The organism is Euzebya rosea, assembly GCF_003073135.1.
Taxonomy (GTDB): Bacteria; Actinomycetota; Nitriliruptoria; order Euzebyales; family Euzebyaceae; genus Euzebya; species Euzebya rosea.
Window position 1 is genome coordinate 422,503 of record NZ_PGDQ01000003.1, and the last position, 17,522, is coordinate 440,024.

At 70.1% G+C, this 17,522-nt stretch carries 15 protein-coding genes; 4 read left to right on the forward strand and 11 right to left on the reverse strand.

Features of this window, described 5'->3' with window-relative positions:
• Positions 1 to 294: 294 nt before the first annotated feature.
• Positions 295 to 1,581, reverse strand: coding sequence for a citrate synthase (locus tag CUC05_RS04900; protein ID WP_108664941.1), 1,287 nt, complete (start codon positions 1,579 to 1,581; stop codon positions 295 to 297).
• Between the two features lie 144 nt (positions 1,582 to 1,725).
• Between CUC05_RS04900 and CUC05_RS04905 the strand changes: the two genes are divergently transcribed.
• A complete protein-coding gene (locus CUC05_RS04905) occupies positions 1,726 to 3,408 on the forward strand; it encodes an alpha-amylase family glycosyl hydrolase (RefSeq protein ID WP_108664942.1) in 1,683 nt (560 codons plus the stop codon).
• A gap of 24 nt (positions 3,409 to 3,432) precedes the next feature.
• On the opposite strand, the gene CUC05_RS04910 is transcribed toward CUC05_RS04905, so the two are convergent.
• From CUC05_RS04910 to coxB, 7 genes are read right to left on the reverse strand one after another with little or no spacing between them, the layout of a single operon-like run.
• A complete protein-coding gene (locus CUC05_RS04910) occupies positions 3,433 to 4,392 on the reverse strand; it encodes a glucosyl-3-phosphoglycerate synthase (RefSeq protein WP_205712129.1) in 960 nt (319 codons plus the stop codon).
• Between the two features lie 53 nt (positions 4,393 to 4,445).
• A complete protein-coding gene (locus CUC05_RS04915; RefSeq protein ID WP_108664943.1) occupies positions 4,446 to 5,075 on the reverse strand; it encodes a plastocyanin/azurin family copper-binding protein in 630 nt (209 codons plus the stop codon).
• Complete coding sequence (locus CUC05_RS04920; protein ID WP_108664944.1) at positions 5,072 to 5,950, reverse strand: cytochrome c oxidase assembly protein; 879 nt, start codon at positions 5,948 to 5,950, stop codon at positions 5,072 to 5,074. Before CUC05_RS04920 ends, CUC05_RS04915 begins: the two co-directional genes overlap by 4 nt.
• Positions 5,951 to 5,977: 27 nt before the next feature.
• Positions 5,978 to 6,295, reverse strand: coding sequence for a cytochrome C oxidase subunit IV family protein (locus CUC05_RS04925; protein WP_108664945.1), 318 nt, complete (start codon positions 6,293 to 6,295; stop codon positions 5,978 to 5,980).
• Positions 6,296 to 6,310: 15 nt separating this feature from the next.
• A complete protein-coding gene (locus CUC05_RS04930) occupies positions 6,311 to 6,919 on the reverse strand; it encodes a cytochrome c oxidase subunit 3 (RefSeq protein ID WP_108664946.1) in 609 nt (202 codons plus the stop codon).
• Positions 6,919 to 8,865 carry a cytochrome c oxidase subunit I gene (ctaD, locus tag CUC05_RS04935; protein WP_108664947.1) on the reverse strand — a complete coding sequence of 649 codons (1,947 nt, stop codon included), beginning with the start codon at positions 8,863 to 8,865 and terminating at the stop codon, positions 6,919 to 6,921. The genes CUC05_RS04930 and ctaD overlap by 1 nt, the downstream gene beginning before the upstream one ends.
• 4 nt (positions 8,866 to 8,869) lie before the next feature.
• On the reverse strand, positions 8,870 to 10,087 hold the full coding sequence (gene coxB / locus CUC05_RS04940) for a cytochrome c oxidase subunit II (protein ID WP_108664948.1): 1,218 nt from the start codon (positions 10,085 to 10,087) through the stop codon (positions 8,870 to 8,872).
• 283 nt (positions 10,088 to 10,370) lie between these two features.
• On the opposite strand from coxB, the gene CUC05_RS25265 reads away from it, so the two are divergent.
• The 3 genes from CUC05_RS25265 to CUC05_RS04955 are packed head-to-tail and all read left to right on the forward strand — an operon-like array spanning position 10,371 to position 13,176.
• On the forward strand, positions 10,371 to 11,627 hold the full coding sequence (locus CUC05_RS25265; RefSeq protein WP_205712130.1) for a sensor histidine kinase: 1,257 nt from the start codon (positions 10,371 to 10,373) through the stop codon (positions 11,625 to 11,627).
• On the forward strand, positions 11,624 to 12,268 hold the full coding sequence (locus CUC05_RS04950) for a response regulator (protein WP_108664949.1): 645 nt from the start codon (positions 11,624 to 11,626) through the stop codon (positions 12,266 to 12,268). Before CUC05_RS25265 ends, CUC05_RS04950 begins: the two co-directional genes overlap by 4 nt.
• 59 nt (positions 12,269 to 12,327) lie before the next feature.
• Positions 12,328 to 13,176 (forward strand): Fpg/Nei family DNA glycosylase, encoded by an 849-nt coding sequence (locus tag CUC05_RS04955; RefSeq protein ID WP_108664950.1) that lies wholly within the window; start codon positions 12,328 to 12,330, stop codon positions 13,174 to 13,176.
• A gap of 13 nt (positions 13,177 to 13,189) precedes the next feature.
• On the opposite strand, the gene CUC05_RS04960 is transcribed toward CUC05_RS04955, so the two are convergent.
• The 3 genes from CUC05_RS04960 to CUC05_RS04970 form a co-directional block, all read right to left on the reverse strand.
• The gene (locus CUC05_RS04960; RefSeq protein ID WP_108664951.1) at positions 13,190 to 14,680 is read right to left on the reverse strand and encodes a cryptochrome/photolyase family protein; all 1,491 of its coding nucleotides are present in this window, start codon (positions 14,678 to 14,680) and stop codon (positions 13,190 to 13,192) included.
• Positions 14,680 to 15,948 carry an FAD-binding domain-containing protein gene (locus CUC05_RS04965; protein ID WP_108664952.1) on the reverse strand — a complete coding sequence of 423 codons (1,269 nt, stop codon included), beginning with the start codon at positions 15,946 to 15,948 and terminating at the stop codon, positions 14,680 to 14,682. The genes CUC05_RS04960 and CUC05_RS04965 overlap by 1 nt, the downstream gene beginning before the upstream one ends.
• A gap of 76 nt (positions 15,949 to 16,024) precedes the next feature.
• Complete coding sequence (locus CUC05_RS04970) at positions 16,025 to 17,515, reverse strand: alkaline phosphatase PhoX (RefSeq protein ID WP_205712131.1); 1,491 nt, start codon at positions 17,513 to 17,515, stop codon at positions 16,025 to 16,027.
• Positions 17,516 to 17,522 lie beyond the last annotated feature (7 nt).

Consider the following 17,522-nt stretch of genomic DNA (forward strand, 5'->3'; position numbering starts at 1 on the left):
CTCTGGGCAGTCCTGCGTCCACCGTCGCAGGCGCCCGAGGGTCACGGAGCCGAGGAATCCGAGCGCAGCGAGGATCATGCAGAACGCCCCGCCGGTGGGCGGGGCGTTCCTGTTTCCGTCAACCGATCTGGATCATCCTGCGTGCACCGCCGCAGGCGCACCCCGTCTGGACTGAGGAGACTCGCAGGCCCGATGCGGAGCGAGGGGCGAGAATCGACGAGGGAAGACGGGAGTCACGGCGCCGAGGACCATCCGAGCGCAGCGAGGATCATGTGGAACAGATCGGGGACCGCGTCAGCGGTCCTCGATCTGGACGTACTCGCGGGTGGCGGCGCCGGTGTAGATCTGCCGGGGGCGGCCGATGCGGGTGTCGGGGTCGCTCATCATTTCCTTCCACTGGGCGATCCAGCCCGGCAGGCGGCCGATGGCGAACATGACGGTGAACATCTCCACCGGCAGGCCCATGGCCCGGTAGATCAGGCCCGAGTAGAAGTCGACGTTGGGGTACAGCTTCTTCTCGATGAAGTAGTCGTCGTTGAGGGCGACTTCCTCCAGCTCCTTGGCGATCTCGAACAGCGGGTCGTTGGGCGCCAGCTTCTGCAGGACCTTGTCCGCGGTCTCCTTGATGATGGTGGCCCGCGGGTCGAAGTTCTTGTAGACGCGGTGCCCGAAGCCCATCAGGCGGAACGGGTCGTTCTTGTCCTTGGCCCGGTTGACGAACGAGGCGGTGTCACCGTCGGCGTCGCGGATCTCCGCCAGCATCTCCAGGACGGCCTGGTTGGCGCCGCCGTGCAGCGGGCCCCACAGCGCGTTGATGCCCGACGCGATGGCGGCGAACATGTTCACCTGCGTCGAGCCGACCAGGCGCACGGCCGTGGTGGAGGCGTTCTGCTCGTGGTCGGCGTGCAGGATGTACAGCAGGTCCAGCGCCTTGGCGATCTCGGGGTCGACCTCGTAGGGCTCGGCCTTCACGCCGAACATCATGTGGAGGAAGTTCGCCGGGTAGCTCAGCTTGTTCCACGGGTAGATGAACGCCTGCCCGATGGACTTCTTGTACGACCACGCCGCGATCGTCGGCATCTTGGCCATGAGGCGGTAGATCGACACCTCGACGTCCCGCTCGTCCTTGGGGTCGTAGTGGTCCTGGTAGAACGTCGACAGGCCAGCCGTGGCCGCGGAGAGGATCGCCATCGGGTGCGCGCTCTTGGGGAACGCGTCGAAGAACTGGCGCATGTCCTCGTGGAGCAGCGTGTGGATGGTGATCTGCTGCTCGAAGTAGTCCAGCTCCGACTGGGTGGGCAGCTCGCCGAAGATCAGCAGGTAGGAGACCTCCAGGAAGTTGGAGGACTGCGCAAGCTGCTCGATCGGGTAGCCGCGGTAGCGCAGGATGCCCGCCTCACCGTTGAGGTAGGTGATGTCGCTTCGGCACGAGGAGGTGGAGGCGAAGCCGGGGTCGTAGGTGGTCAGCCCGGTGGCCCCACGCAGGCCGGAGGAGTGGATGCCGCGATCACCTTCGGTTCCCTGGACCACCGGTGCTTCGAAGTGATCGCCTTCCAGCTCGATGCGTGCGTGGTCAGTCATGGGAGATGCCTTTGGGTCGGGGCGTAACGCGGTATTCGGGTGGCGGTCGGATCACACGTCCGCCGGTGGCGAATGTAGCCGACGACCGGGTGGTTCGTGCAGCCGAGGCTGGGTCCGCGGACCGATCGGTGGCAGGCTGTGGAAGTGCTCGACTCCGCCCTGCGCACACACCTTTCCGCCCTGTATCCGCCCGATGTCGCAGAGGTGACGCTGCCACGCCTGATGGCGCTCGCCGAACGCCATCGGCGCCCCCGGGAGGTCCGTCCGCTGGACCAGCACGACGTGTGGCTGATCGCCTACGCCGACCATGTCGGCGACGGCCGCCGACCACCGCTGCAGGTCATGGACGAGCTGCTGTCGGGACCGCTGGCCGACGTCGTCAACGGCGTCCACCTGCTGCCGTTCTACCCGTGGACGTCCGACGACGGCTTCGCGGTCGTGGACTTCCGGGCGGTCGATCCCGCGGTCGGGGACTGGGACGACGTCGTCGCGGTCGGGCGTGGACGACGCCTGATGGTCGACGCCGTCGTCAACCACATGTCGGCGTCCTCCACCCATGTGCGCGACTGGACAGGACACGTCCTGAGCCCGCACGAGTCGTTCGACACCTCCGAGGTCGTCCGCCCCCGCACCAGCCCGCTGCTGACGCCATTCGAGGCACCGAACGGGCTGGTGCGCCACGCGTGGACCACGTTCTCGCCCGACCAGGTGGACCTCGACTACGGCAACCCCGACGTGCTCGTGGACATGACCGACGTCCTGCTCGGCTACGTCGAGCGCGGCGCGTCGGTCATCCGCCTCGACGCCGTCGCCTTCCTGTGGAAGGAGAGCGGCACCCCCTGCATCCACCTGCCGCAGACCCACGAGGTCATCCGGCTGTGGCGGACCATGCTGGACTGGTGTGCCCCCGGCAGCATGCTGATCACCGAGACGAACGTCCCCCACGAGGAGAACATCAGCTACTTCGGTGACGGCAGCGACGAAGCACATCTCGTCTACCAGTTCGCACTCGCACCCCTGGTCCTCGCCTCGTTCATGTGGGGCAACGCCCAGGACCTGACCCGCTGGGCCGCATCGCTGGAGCCACCGCCCGGCCAGGGGACGTTCTTCAACTTCCTCGCCTCCCACGACGGCATCGGGCTCCGACCCGCCGAGGGGCTGGTGTCGTCCACCCAGGTCGACGGGCTGTGCGCGCTGGCTCGCGCCGCCGGGGGAGGGGTGTCCTACCGCTCCGGCCCGAACGGGCGCCAGCTGCCCTACGAGCTGAACACGACGGTCCTCGACGCCCTCGACGCGGTGGCCGACGACGGGGGCACGATCCAGCGGATCGTCGCCGCCCATGCGATCCTCCTCGCCCTCCAGGGCGTCCCCGGGATGTGGGCCGGTTCACTCCTCGGGGTGCGCAACTGGACCGACGGCGTCCAGCAGACCGGCCGGCTGCGGACGGTCAACCGACGTCGGCTGCTGCTCGACGAGCTGATGGCCGACCTGCAGCGCGACGGGTCCTTCGTGTCGGCGGTCTTCCACGGCCTGGCCGAGCTCGTGGCCCTGCGCACCAGCAGCCCCGCGTTCGACCCGCACAGCCCCCAGCGGGTGCTGGCCGGACCGTCGTGGCTGTTCGGGGTCCAGCGGGGTGAGGGACCGGACCGGCACGTGGTGCTGGTCAGCGTTTCGGACCGTGACAGGGCCGTTCGGCTGGGTGACCTCGGGGTCGGGGGTCGGTGGCGCGACCGCTTGGGCTCGCCCGGGACGACGCCCTACGGTCCCGACGACGTCCTCGTGCTGCCCCCGTGGGGCGTGGCCTGGCTGGCCCTGGACGAGGACTGACCCCTGTCCGGTGGAGCGGGATCCTCAGCGGCGGGAGCCCATCGGCGGCCGCTCGACGATGGCGATCGACTGTGCCTCCGACATCCCGACGGTGCCGTCGTCGCCGCGGACGAACTGGCGGTAGGCCGTGGGCAGGTCGCCGAGCTGGGCCCGGTCGGCGTCGGGAAGGCGTCGAAGCGCCGCCTGGGCAACGCCGAACGCCATGCGGCTGAGCGCCTCGAGGGACTGGTTGCGGTGGATGCGCTGCTGCACGTCGACCTGCGCGATCGCGCCGGCACCCCGCAGGCGCAACGTGTCGATCAGCATGCCGACCTCCACGCCGTAGCCGGTCAGGAACGGGATCGACTCCAGCAGGGTGCGCCGGCCGGCGTACTCCCCGGACAGGGGCTGGACGAGCCCGGCGAGCTCCGGCCAGAACAGGTTGAGCAACGGCCGGGCCAGCAATTCGGTGACGCGTCCGCCGCCGGAGGCGTGCATGACCCCGTCGAGCTCCACCGGCCGGTCGTAGAAGGCCTTGACCAGCTCGACGTCGGGGTCGGTCAGCAGCGGGCCGAGCAAGCCGGAGACGAACCGCGGGTCGGGGTTGCGGATGTCGGTGTCGATGAAGGCGACGATGTCACCGCTGGTGACCGCGAGGCTGCGCCACAGCGCGTCGCCCTTGCCCAGCCCGGGACCGAGGTCGGGGAAGACCCCTATGTCGGTGTGCACCCGTGCGCCGTGGTCGGCCGCGACGCGCTGGGTGTCGTCGCTGGACCCCCCGTCGAGCACGACGATCTCGTCGACCAGCTCGCCGGCCAGCGACATGACCGAGTCGATCACCCCCCCGACCGTGGCCGACTCGTTGCGGGTCGGCAGGACCACGCTGACCGTCACGTCCTGCTCCGCCTTGCGGGCGGCGAGGTCGGTGGGGTCGAACTGTCCTGCGGTGAAGGTCCGCTCGGCGAACCAGGTCTCGATGTCGAAGGGGGTGGGGGAGGGCTGCACGGGGTGCGGGGTCTTCTTCCTCGGCTCGAGGGGGTGGACTGGGAGCCCGGGGGTCAGGAGAGGGTGATCTCGCCCTCCATCCCGGCGGCACGGTGGCCGGGGATGCTGCAGTAGTAGGTGTAGGTGCCGGCGTCCAGGCCGAAGGGCGCGACGTCGGCGCCGCCGGCCGAGGCCACGACGGGCTGATCGTTGTTGAGGCCCTCGAAGACGACGTTGTGCTCGAGCGAGCCAGCATTGTCGATGGCGATGATGTTCTCGCCGGCCGTGCCCTCCGACGGGGCGGAGGTGTAGGCCAGGCCGTTGTCGGCCCCCCAGACGAGCGCGCCCTCGGGGATGGCGACGGCGCCTTCCTCGGCGACCTCCCCACCCTCCTCTGCGTGCTCCTCGTGGTGCACGTCGCGGATGCCGACGGAACCGGCCACGATGCCGGCGCCGACGATGCCGGCGATGCCGAGCACCATGCCGACGCCCAGGGCGCGGGAGGAGATGTCGGGGTTGCGCTCGACGACGAACGCGGTCGCCATCACGTAGCCGGCCGCAAGGACGGCCACCAGGACGCTGACCTCGGTTTCGACGGCCAGCAGCACCCTGGACAGCGATCCGGAGAACAGCAGGACGGCGCCGAGGAGGGTGAGGGGCATGACGAGCGGCACGAACACGCGCCGACGGGTGGTCTGGTTCATCGCTTGACGAGCTCCGGTGTCTGGTCGGTGCCGGCGAAGTCCCGCCAGTACAGGGCGTCGGGACCGCCGGTTCGGTCCTCGTGGGACCAACGGAAGAACAGGGCGGCGATGACGGACCACAGGAGCAGCCCGCCACCGATCTTCATGAGCAACCCGGCGATCTGGAGGTCCACCAGGGGGGTGATGAACTCCCAGATGCGGGGTGCGTTCTCGTAGGAGGAGTACAGGGGGGTGCTGGCGAACGTCAGGAACGACGCCGGCACGGTCGGCAGGATCGAGTGGCTGAACAGGTAGCCCATCCGACCGAGGTAGCTGTAGTGCGGTACCTCCGGCAGGGGCGACATGACCGGCCACCACATCAGCAGGCCGACGAACACCCACAGGAAGTGGGTGAACAGGTGGAACAGGCCGTTGGACAGCGTGGCCTCGACGAACTGCGGCGTGTGCGCCGTCGCGACGAACGCGTTGACCAGCAGCAGGGCGACGAGGGGCTTGGTGATGACCCTCGCGACCGGCAGCACCCCGGGGCGCACCAGCATGCGCCGCAGCATCCAGGCCGGACTGCCGAGGATCAGCAGGGGTGCCGCCACCAGCTGGAACATCAGGTGCTGCACCATGTGGAAGCTGTACAGGTAGTTCTCGCCGACGTTGTGGATCGGGGAGCTGGCCCCGATCCCGAAGACGAGGACACCGGTGAAGTACAGGACCTTCTGCTGCCGGGTCGCCCAGCCCGATCGTGCCAGGTGCTTGGGCGCCGAGGTCGGCCCCCAGGCGCTGAGCAGGTACAGGTACCCACCCCCGAGCAACAGCATCAGCAGCCACGCGTCGGGGGACGCCTGGGGTCGCAGGGCGATGCTCGGGTCGATGGTGGGCACGGGTGGCTCCGGTGTGGGGGAGGAGGGCTAGAAGCCCGGGCCGGTGGCGGCCAGGAACCAGTCGGCAGCGACGACGGTGAAGACCGCCGCGGCCAGGGCGATGCCCGCGATGAACATGCGTCGCAGGACCTTGTTGTCGAAGCGGAGGTGCATGAACCACGCGCCGACGAGGACGAACTTGCCGATCGTCAGGATGATCAGGGCAGGCGTCGTGACCTGGCGCCCGAGCTGCTCGCGGAAGACGTACAGCAGCACCTCGAGGGTGGTCATGACCGCCAGGATCCCGGCGATCTCGAGGTAGGTCGAGCGGGACGGGTGGTCGTGGTGCTCTTCGTTCTCAGCCATGGTGAAGGGTCCCTCCTACCCGACAGGGATCAGGTAGATGACGGTGAAGATGACGATCCAGACGATGTCCACGAAGTGCCAGTACAGGCCGACCAGCTCGACGGTCTCGGACTTCTCCGGACCGAACTTGCCGCCCAGCGACAGCGCCCAGAGGGCCAGCAGCATGAGCACGCCGATGGTGACGTGGATGCCGTGGAAGCCGGTGAGGACGAAGAAGGACGAGGAGAACGGGCTGGTCTCCAGCTTGAAGCCCTCCTCGACGAAGATCGTGAACTCGTAGATCTGCCCGGCGAGGAAGATGGCGCCGAGCAACGCCGTGGTCAGCGTCCAGACCCGGAAGCTGCGCAGGTTGTTGCGCTGCAGGGCGTCCAGCGCCAGGACCATGCCCAGCGAGCTCATCAGCAGGATGAACGTCGACGCCGAGGTGAACGGGATGTCGAAGATGTCCAGCGCGGTCGGACCGTCGTTGGTCCGGTTCAGGTACAGCAGGTACGTGGCGATCAGCGCGCCGAAGAACAGGCACTCGGACCCGATGAAGGTCCACATGCCCAGCTTCTCGTTGCTGATCCCCAGGCTGGTCGGCGGGTGGTGTCCCGCGTCGGCGTGGGCGGTGTCAGCGGCCATCAGTGGTCTCCCTCTGCGCTGGGCTCCAGGGCCCAGCCGATCATCGAGCCGAAGGTGATGATCCCACCGACCGCCAGCAGGGCGATCATGGTGGCACCTTCGTAGAACACGCCGTACGCGGCGATGGGCAGGCCGATCGACAGGGTCAGCGGGAACCAGGAGGGATCGGGCATGTGGATGCCGAGCTCCTTGGCGGTCTTGCCGCTGACGCGGTCGCCGTAGGGACCACCGGGGTTGTCGGTGGACCCGCCGGCCGGCACGCGGACCGGCTCGGCGTCGGGGGCCTGGGTGTACTTGCGGTACCACAGCTCGTCGCGGTCGGAGATCGTCGGGATCTCGTCGAAGTTGTGGACGGGCGGCGGCGAGGAGGTCAGCCACTCCACGGAGCGGGCGTCCCACGGGTCGGCGCCAGCAGCGGGGTTCTTGCGGGACACGAAGACGTTGACCACGAACACGATGAAGGACACCGCGATGATCAGCGCGCCGACACCGACGATGGCGTTCCAGAAGTTCCAGCCCATGCCGTCGGCGTAGGTGTAGTAGCGCCGCGGCATGCCGTTGAGGCCGAGGAGGTGCATCGGGGCGAACGTCAGGTTGAAGCCGATCAGCATCAACGCGAAGTGCAGCTTGCCGAGCTTCTCGTTCAGCAGGTGGCCGAACATCTTGGGGAACCAGAAGTAGATGCCACCGAACAGGCCGAACAGCGCACCACCGAAGAGCACGTAGTGGAAGTGCGCCACGATGTAGTAGGTGTCGTGCTGCTGGGTGTCGTGGGGGACCAGGGAGTGGGTGACGCCCGAGAGGCCACCGATGGTGAACATCGACACCAGGCCGATGGAGAACAGCATCGGGGTGGTGAAGCGGATCTGCCCGCCCCACATCGTGCCCAGCCAGTTGAAGATCTTGATGCCGGTGGGGACCGCGATGAACATCGTCGCGATGCCGAAGGAGGCGTCGGCGACGGGGCCCAGGCCCGCGGTGAACATGTGGTGGGCCCACACGCCCCAGCCCATGAAGCCGATGGCGATACCCGAGAAGACGATCGCGGAGTACCCGAAGAGGGGCTTGCGGCTGAAGACCGGCAGGATCTCGGAGATGATGCCGAAGGCCGGGAGGATCATGATGTAGACCTCCGGATGGCCGAACAGCCAGAACATGTGCTGCCAGAGGACCGGGTCGCCGCCGTTGGTGGGGTCGTAGAACGGTGCGGCGAAGCGGACCTGGAACATCAGCTGCCACAGGGCGATGCCGATGACCGGCATGGCGAACAGCAGCAGGAAGGCCACCACGAAGGTCATCCAGGTGAAGACCGGCATGCGCATGAGGGTCATGCCCGGCGCGCGCATGTTGAGGACCGTGGTGATGAAGTTGACCGCGGAGGCCAGCGAGGCGACACCGGCGATCTGCAGGCCCAGGGAGTAGAAGAGCATCCGCGACTGGTGCACGGCGGCGGCTTCGGAGAGGGTCAGCGACGCCGGGTCGGGACCGATCTGGCCGGCCAGCGGTGAGTAGTTCACCCACGACCCGTTGGGCAGGCCGTCGAAGAGCACCGCGGAGTACAGGAAGACACCCGCGGCCAGCCACACCCACAGGGAGAGGGCGTTGATGCGGGGGAACGCGACGTCACGAGCACCGAGCTGCAGCGGCAGCAGGTAGTTCATGAAGGCCGCGCCCAGCGGCATGACGACGAAGAACACCATCGTCAGGCCGTGCATGGTGAAGATCTGGTTGTAGGCGTCGGCCGACAGGATCTCGCCGTTGGGGCCGGCAAGCTGGGCGCGGATGAGCAGCGCCTCGAGGCCGCCGACGACGAAGAAGAACAGCGCGGCGACGCCGTACATGATGCCGATGCGCTTGTGGTCGACGGTGGTCAACCACGACACGATGCCGGTCGTCTTGGTGGGGCGAGGGAAGATCCCTCGGCGGGTGGTTGCGATGGCACTCACTGGGTTACTCCAGGGTTCCGAGGTAGGCGATCACGGCGTCGATCTGCTCATCGGTCAGGGCGTCGCCACCGCTGCCGAAGCCGGGCATCTGTGCGCCGGGCTTCAGCGACTGGGGGTCGCGGATCCACTGCTCCATGCGCTCCATGGCCAGCTCGGGGTCCTCGACCTCGTCGCCGAACGGCGAGTCGAAGATGTAGCCGGCGAAGGCCTCGCGTGCGGCGAAGTGGGTCAGGTTGGGCCCGAAGCGGGAGTCGGCGTTGCCCTCCAGCCCGGTGAACGTGTGGCACCCGATGCAGACGCTGCCGGCGATCTCCGCACCCTGGGCGACGAGCTCGTCCTCGGGTTCGGCGACGGGCTGCTGCATCCGGTCGACCCAGGCCTCGTAGTCGGCTTCCTCGTGGGCGATCACGGTGAAGCGCATGTTGGCGTGCGACAGGCCGCAGAACTCCGCGCACAGGCCGGGGTAGACACCCGGCTCGTCGGCTTCGATCCGCAGCTGGCGCTGGCCGCCCGGCACGTAGTCACGCTTGCCGGCGAGGCTCGGCACCCAGAAGGAGTGGATGACGTCGGCACCGTCGGCGGTGCCGTCGAGCTCGATGAAGACCTCGCGGCCGACCGGGATGTGCAGCTCGGAGGCGGTGTAGAAGTCCTCCTCGGTGTACTGGAACTCCCACCAGTACTGCTTGCCGACCGCGGTCACGAGGACCGCGTCCTCGGCGGGCGGTTCGGCCAGCTCGAAGATCTTCTGCACCGTCGGCACGGCGATCACGGCGAGGATGACGGCCGGGATCAGCGTCCAGGCGATCTCCAGCCGGGTGTTGCCGTGCACCTGCTTGGGCAGCTCGGTCTGTCCCTTGTCGCGGAAGCGGACGACGATGAACGCCAGGCCACCGAAGACCAGCAGGAAGACCGCGATCGTGATGGGGTAGGCGATGTCCCACAGCTCGTCCTGCGATCGCGCCACCGGACCCAGGGGGTTCAGGGCGTCGGCCGGCAGCGGACGGTTGGGGTTGGGACCGGGGATCTGGGCAGTGTCGGAGCCATCCAGGTCCACCGAGCAGCCCGTGGCCAGCATCGCCAGGCCGCCCAGCGCGAGGTACGCACGCCGATGCAGGCGTGGCAGGGATTCGCGAAGACGGTCAGTGGTGCTGGTCACCCGGCCGCTGGCCCCGGGCGGGGCGGCGGTGGTGGTGGTTGGGGCGTCTGCGGGTCGGCGACCCATGCATCCTCCATGGTTCTGGTGGCCCGGTGTGGGCCCGAGCTCGTGAGGGGGAATCCTGCCAGCTCATCGAAGTCCGGCATCGACTACCGGCGTGCGGGGTGCGCACCGTGTCGTGAATGGCGGGCCCGTAACACGCTGCCGTGTGGGCAGCTGGGGCCCTGCTGACGTTCAGGGCCGCCGATTGTGACATATCCGATGCGCGGGAGCCCAACGGCACGACCGCGGGGTGCGCAGAGGATGCAGAAGCCCGCCGATCGTGGCGTCTGCCCGCATGATGGAGACCGTGAACTCCGGTGTCGACGCGGCGCTCGGGCGCGTGGCCGTGGTCCTGCGCCTGATCGGCGCGGTCTGGATCGTGCTGCTGGTCGCGACGACCTGGGCGGCCGGCCAGCTGGTCGCCCCGGTGGCCTCCTGGGCGGTGACGGCCTTCGCGGTCGCCTGGGCCGTCCTGGCGTGGCGCACCGGCCTGATCGAGCGGGGGTCGGCCGCTGGGTCGTTCGCCGCATGGGTCGACGTGGCCGTGACCGTGGTCGTGATCCTCGGGCCCGGGTTCTTCGGTGAGACGACGGGGTTCGCCGGCGGGTACCCGTTCGCGTCGCTGGTCGTCGCGCTGGCGGTTGCCGACCGGACCGGCGTCGGCGTCGCCGCGGCGGTCCTCAGCGCGGCGACGTTGCTGAACCTCTTCTCGGTGGGCACGCCCTCCCTGCCGTCGGCGACCTCCAACGTCCTGTTCTACGGGTTGGGCGCGTCGGCGCTGTGGCTGGGCGTGCAGGTCCTGCGCCGGCAGGAGGAACGGACCCGGCTGGCGGAGTCCGAGCTCGCCGTCGCGCGCGAGCGGGCCACGACGGCCACCCACCTGCACGACTCGGTGCTGCAGACCCTCGCCCTGGTCCAGCGACGCGCCGACGACGCAGGCGCCGTCCGCTCGCTGGCCCGCCGCCAGGAACGCGAGCTCCGCGAATGGCTGTTCCCGCCGGAGACCGGCCCGGTGGTCGTCGCGGCGTCGTCATCGGGGCCGTCAACGGGGTCGTCATTGGGGTCGTCCGCGCCCCGGTCGGCGCGATCGGGGCCTGCGTCGGCGGGGGACGATGATGGGCACGATCCCGACGTCCCGAAGCCCCTCGGCCGCCTCGGCCCGACCCTCGAGGCCCACGCCGAGGACATGGAGGAGCGCTACGGCGTCTCCGTCCGGGTGGTCAGCGTCGGCGGCGCGGCCGACCTGCCCGTCCCACCGGTCGACGAGGGCGTCGGGGCGCTGGCCCGTGCCGCCAGGGAAGCCATGGCCAACGCGGCCGTGCATGCCGGCGTGGACACCGTCGACGTGTTCGCCGAGCGGGACGGGGCGACCGTGGCCGTGTGGATCCGGGACCGGGGGATCGGCTTCGACCCCGACGACCTGCCGGCGGACCGACACGGGGTCACCGGGTCGATCCGTGGCCGGATGCACCGAGCCGGCGGATCGGCGACCATCAGCAGCGGGCCGAGCCGCGGCACGGAGGTGGCACTCCGGATCGCCGTCGACGGACAGGAGCAGCCATGAACGAACGCCTCAAGGTCTACGTCGTCGACGACCACCGGATCTTCCGGTCCGGCCTGCGCGCCGAGATCGCCCAGTCGCTGTGGATCGCCGGTGAGGCCGGCACCGTCGCCGAGGCCATCGAGGGGATCGTGGACGCCCGACCGGCGGTCGTGCTGCTCGACGTGCACCTGCCCGACGGGGGCGGCGCCGCGGTCATCGAGGGAGTCCGTCGGGCCGGCGTGGACGACGTGGAGTTCCTCGCCCTGTCGGCGTCGGACTCCGCCGACGACGTCGTGGCGATCATCCGGGCCGGTGCCCGTGGATACGTGACCAAGACCGTCGCCTCCGACGAGCTCGTCACGGCCGTGCGCCGCATCGCCGCCGGGGACGCCTACTTCTCCCCGCAGCTGGCCGGCTACGTCCTCGACGCGTTCGCGGCCATCCCGGTGGTCCAGGTCGACGCCGAGCTCGGGCAGCTCACCCCTCGCGAACGGGAGGTCCTGCAGCACCTCGCCCGCGGCTACACCTACGCCGAGATCGGCGAGGCGCTGGTCATCGCCGTCAAGACCGTGGAGACCCACGCCTCCAACGTCCTTCGCAAGCTGCAGCTCTCCAACCGCCACGAGCTGTCCCGCTGGGCCGCCGAGCGCAACATCACCTGACCCAGAGGCTCCGGGCGCCGGGTGGGGCGACACACAGGGGGAGGGGCAGACTGGCCGGCATGCCCGAAGGCCACACGATCCATCGCCATGCCCGCCTGCAGCGTCGCCACCTGAAGGGGAAGCGGGTGGCCGCGTGGTCGCCGCAGGGGCGGTTCGACGACGGGGCGGCCCGCCTGGACGGGGGCACCGTCCGCGACATCCGGGCGGTCGGCAAGCACCTCTTCTACGAGTGGGGCACGCCCGACGGGACGGCCACGGGCGAGCTGCTGCACGTCCACCTCGGGTTGTTCGGCAAGTTCCGCACCTTCGTCGACGAGCCGCCGGCCCCGACTGACGGCACCCGGCTGGCGCTGCGGACCATCGAGGGCGAGGCGGCGGCGGCCGGCACGACGATCTACCTGGCGGGCGCGACGGTGGTGGACATCATCAGCCCGTCGGAGGAGGAGGGGATCCGCGGCCGGCTGGGGCCCGACCCGCTGGACCGCAGGGCCGACCCGGCCCGGTTCGTGGCCGCCATGCGACGAAGGAGGCTGCCGATCGGTGAGGCGCTGCTGGACCAGAAGGCCATCTCCGGCATCGGCAACGTCTACCGGGCGGAGATGTTGTTCCGCGCCGGCATCGACCCCGACATCCCCGCGTCCGACCTCACCGACGAGCAGGTCATGGCGCTGTGGGACGACGCCGTCGCCCTGCTGAAGGAGGGGGAGAAGTCGGGGCGCATCGTCACCGTCGACCCCGCGGACGTGGGACGTCGCAGCCGGGCGAGGCTGCCGCGTGACGAGCAGCGCTACGTCTACAAGCGCCACGACCGGCCGTGCCACCGCTGCGGCACGCCGATCGTGATGTGGACGCCCCGGTCCCGGACCATCTGGGGCTGCCCGACCTGTCAGGACCTCTCCCGGGCCTGACCCGACGACCCGCTCAACCGTCGGTGCGGAACAGCCGAGCCCGCTCGCGGATCGCGTTCCGCTCGCTGCGGGAGAACCGGTCGAGGTTGCCCAGGATCGGGGCCATCCGATGGTTGGCCGACAGCGTCGTCCGATGCCGCGACAGGAAGTCCCAGTACAACGCGTTGAACGGGCACGAGTCGTCCTCGGTGCGGGTGCGGTGGTCGAACGCGCACCCGTCGCAGTGGGTCGTCATCCTGTTGACGTAGCGGGCGGTCGAGGCGTACGGCTTGGTGGCCATCACCCCTCCGTCGGCCCACTGCGACATGCCGATGACGTTGGGGACCATCACCCAGTCGAACGCGTCGACGTACATCGAGTGGAACCACTCCGTCAGCGCCTGCGGGTCGACCCCGGCCATCAGGGCGTAGTTGCCCAGGAGCATCAGCCGGGGGATGTGGTGGGTCCAGCCCCGCGCCAGCAGGTCCTCCATCGTCCCGGCGATGCAGGCCATGTCGGTCTCGCCGTCCCAGAACGGCTGGGGCACCGTTCCGTCGTGGCCCAGGTGGTTCTCCTCCCGCCAACCGGGCATCCGGTACCAGTAGATGCCCCAGACGTACTCCCGCCAGCCGGCGACCTGCCTGAGGAACCCCTCCACCGAGGCGACCGGCAGGTTCCGGCGACCGTCCCGCCAGCGGGCGTCGACGGCCTCGCCGACCTCGTGGGGATGCAGCAGGCCGTAGTTGAGTGGCACCGACAGCAACGAGTGCCACATGAACGGTTCGTCGTCGACCACCGCATCCTCCAGGGGGCCGAACCCTGCCAAGCGGTGGTCGAGGAAGTCCTCCAGCGCCGCCAGCGACTCGGCGCGCGACGTCGGGAACAGCCGCTCGTCCATCGACCCGTACAGCTCCAGCCCGAGCGCCTGCTCGAAGCCGGCGACCTGCCGGCGGACCTCCTCGTCGAGGGCGTCCTCGGTCGGTCGCCACGGGGGAGGAGGGGACACACCGTCCGCCGGTGGGCGTTCGCGGTTGGCCTTGTCGTGGTTCCACTGCCCGCCGGCCGGTTCGCCGTCGTCCATCAGCCAGCCGGTCTCGGTGCGGACCTGCCGGTAGAACCACTCCAGGCCCAGGGACTTGCGGCCCGCCGCCCAGTCCGCGAACCCCTCCTCGCCCACGACGAACGCATCGTTGGGGACCTGCTCGACCCCCAGCCCGTCCAGCCGCTGCCGGAGGTCCCACGACGACGGGGCCATCACCACCGGGTCCACGGCGCCGTCCAGCCCGTCGGCCCAACGATCCTCCACGCGCCAGTCGACCTCGAACTCGTCCTCGCGCAGGTCGTCGGCGAACCGACGCATCGCGGAGAGGACGAGGTGCAGCTTGGCGCGGTGCCATGGCCGCTGGGCGAGCTTGGCACGGCTGACGACCATGCGGACGGTGACGTCCTCGGGGCCGACGTCGGCCAGCGCTCCCGTCGCCCGGTTCAGCTGATCCCCGAGGACGAGCACCGTGCGGCGACCCATCAGTGCACCTCCAGCGACAGCTGGGCATTGCGCGCCGGCACCGTGCCGACGGCCTTCCGCCAGGCCGAGAACGACGTGACCGGACCGCCGGCGGGACTGAGCAACCACGGCCACGGATGTGTGGCCACGACGTCCAGCCGGGCGGCGCGGGGACCGAAGCCGGGGACGGGGGCGTGCGTCACGGCGAGCCGACGGCCGGCCAGCAGCACCCTCGGGTCGCCTCGCCACACCTCGATGGGCCGCCGTCGCGCCAGGTCGGCCAGGGTCTCGACGAGGAACACCACCCGCGGTCGGGCCAGCTGCAGCGACGCGAGCAACGGCGCGTCGAACACGAACACGGCAGGAAGGTCGGGCCATGCCGCGAGGGCAGGGTCGGCGTCGCCGAGGGACTCCCCGGTCAGCCACACCGCCTCGGGCTCGCCGGTCACCTCGGCGCTCGGCGGACCCGCGTCGTCGGGGCCGCCACGCAGGCGAGGGTCGGCCTGCGCCAGCCACGGGCTCTCCTGCGGACCGTCCGGCCACGACTCGATCGGGCAACGATCGACCAGCGGACAGGTGTCGCACAGCCCCGGTGCCCGCTTCTCCACCTGCCAGCGCGAGAAGCCGTACCGCTTCCGGCTGCCCGTTCCCACGGTCCACTGCCAGCCGAGCCGGTTGGCGGCCCGCGACCCGTCGAGCAGGTGGCGGAAGAACCGGTCCTCTCCGTCCTGCCATCGGGCGTGGTGGCGGACCGTCCAGTCCGACGCCAGCCACATGCGGGTCTGGTTGGGCAGCCAGCCCTCCTCCAACCATCCGACCGTCAGCGCCATGCAGGCCATGTCGCCGTCCCACGCCCGTTCGGCGCCGGCCGGGTCGACGGGTGGCGGCTGGGCCCGCAACGACCGGCCGGTGGCTCGGCCCATCCGGGCGTGGAGGTGGCGGGCGTACTCCTGCCACAGCAGCTCGTCGTGGAACTTCCGCACGTCACGGGTCGGGCCGCCCTCGACGTGGTCCCACACCCGTCGCAGCGGGAGGAGGCCGTGGCGGATCCAGGGCGACAGGCCCGACGCGCCCTGGCGGCTGACGGGCCAGACCTCGTTGCGGGTCGACGCATAGCCACGGACGTCCCACCCGGCGAGCGCCGCATCGGCTGCCGACTGCCCGCCGCGGATGCTCGGGTGGCGTGCAACGGGCGACGGGCCGATCAGGTCCGCCAGATGGGTGTCGACCCACACGTCGACCTCGTCGAGGGACGGAACCGGAAGCGGCGTCGGGGGTGATGGCGGCACGGAGACCTCAGGCTTCCCCGGTCGCGTCCGGCCGAACCGAACCACCCCCCCGATCGCCTGCCGTCCGGCCGGGGTGTCACCGCCCGAAGGGACCCTTCTCCCACGGCCCGGTGATGGCGTAGGTGGTGGCGTTGCCCTGGATGTTGACGAAGAACCACTTCCCGTCGGGGCTCCAGCATGCACCGGCGAACTCCGAGGCGAACTGGTGGGCGAAGGAGAAGATCCGGCCGTCCGCGGTCACGCCGTGGACGCGCTGCCGACGGGCGAGGGTCTCGTTGTACGTCGCCTCGCCCGGGATGCCGTTGGTCGACCCCGGCAGTCCCTCACCGGCCAGCGAGAGGGGCGCGCCACCGCCGTCCTCGCAGACGGTGACGACCCCGCTGACCGGGTGGACGGTGATGTTGTCGGGGTGCCCGAGGACGTGGTTCCCGGGGGACTCGAAGACCAGCTCGAGCGTGCCGTGCTCGGGGTCGGCCACGTCGGGGTGGTAGGCCCAGACCTGACCCTCGCCGGCGTCGCCCCCGGAGGTGCAGGCGAACCAGATCGTGACGTCGACGATGTCGCCGGCGACGTCCGTCGTCACCCCGGTCCACGCGCCCTCGCCGCGTGCGAACGTCGCGCCACCGGATGCGACACCCTCCTCGTACAGGTTCTTGCCGTGCCAGATCGACTCGTCGGGGTCGGGGTCGGTGATCGGGACCCACTCGACCCCGAGCCTCGATCCGACGACCTGGCCGGTTCGGGTGTCGTAGCCGTCGGTGCCGACGACCTTCAGCATCAGCAGCTCGCCACCGGCGGCCAGGTTGCCGGGTTCGGTGGGGCGGAACCGATAGATGCCCGACGTCCCCGAGTCCTCGGTCTCGTACACGTCGCCCGAACGGGGGTCCACGGCGACGGCCTCGTGGTTGAAGCGGCCCATGGCGACGACCGGCACCGGGTCGACGGGCGCATCGGCTGCGGCGGGGACCTCGAAGACATAGCCGTGCGGCTTGCCGGTCGTGGCGGTCGTCTCCTCGCAGGCCAGCCACGACCCCCACGGCGTCGGACCGCCGCCGCACGGCCGGATGAGGCCGGTCACCGACGGGTGCGTCGACAGCTCGACGCCGTCGCCCTCGGGATCGAACACGATCGTGGTGGTGCCACCCAGCTGGGTGTCGTAGGCGTTGGCACCGAAGGGCGATCCGCCGGAGGTCTCGTGGTTGCGGACCAGGCGCAACGTGCCGTCGGGCATCCCGAAGCAGGCCATGCCGTCGTGGGCGCCGGGCACGGGGACGCCGTTGCTCATCGTGGTCCCCGCTGGTGACAGCCGCGTGGCCGTGAACCCCTCGGGCAGGTACAGCTCCTCGCCCAGGTTGGACGGCTGGAGGGGGCCGTATCCCCCGTTGTCGGACAGCTGCAGGGCCTCGTCGAGGTGGAGGCCGAGGGGACCGACGGTCACGGGGCCGGTCTGGGCATGGGCGGCGTTGGCGGCAAGCGCGGACAGCGGGCCGGCAGCGGCAGCCCCGGCGATGAAGTAGGCGCTGCGCTGCAGGAACGAACGGCGGTCGGTGGGCATGGCGAAGGGCACTGGTGTC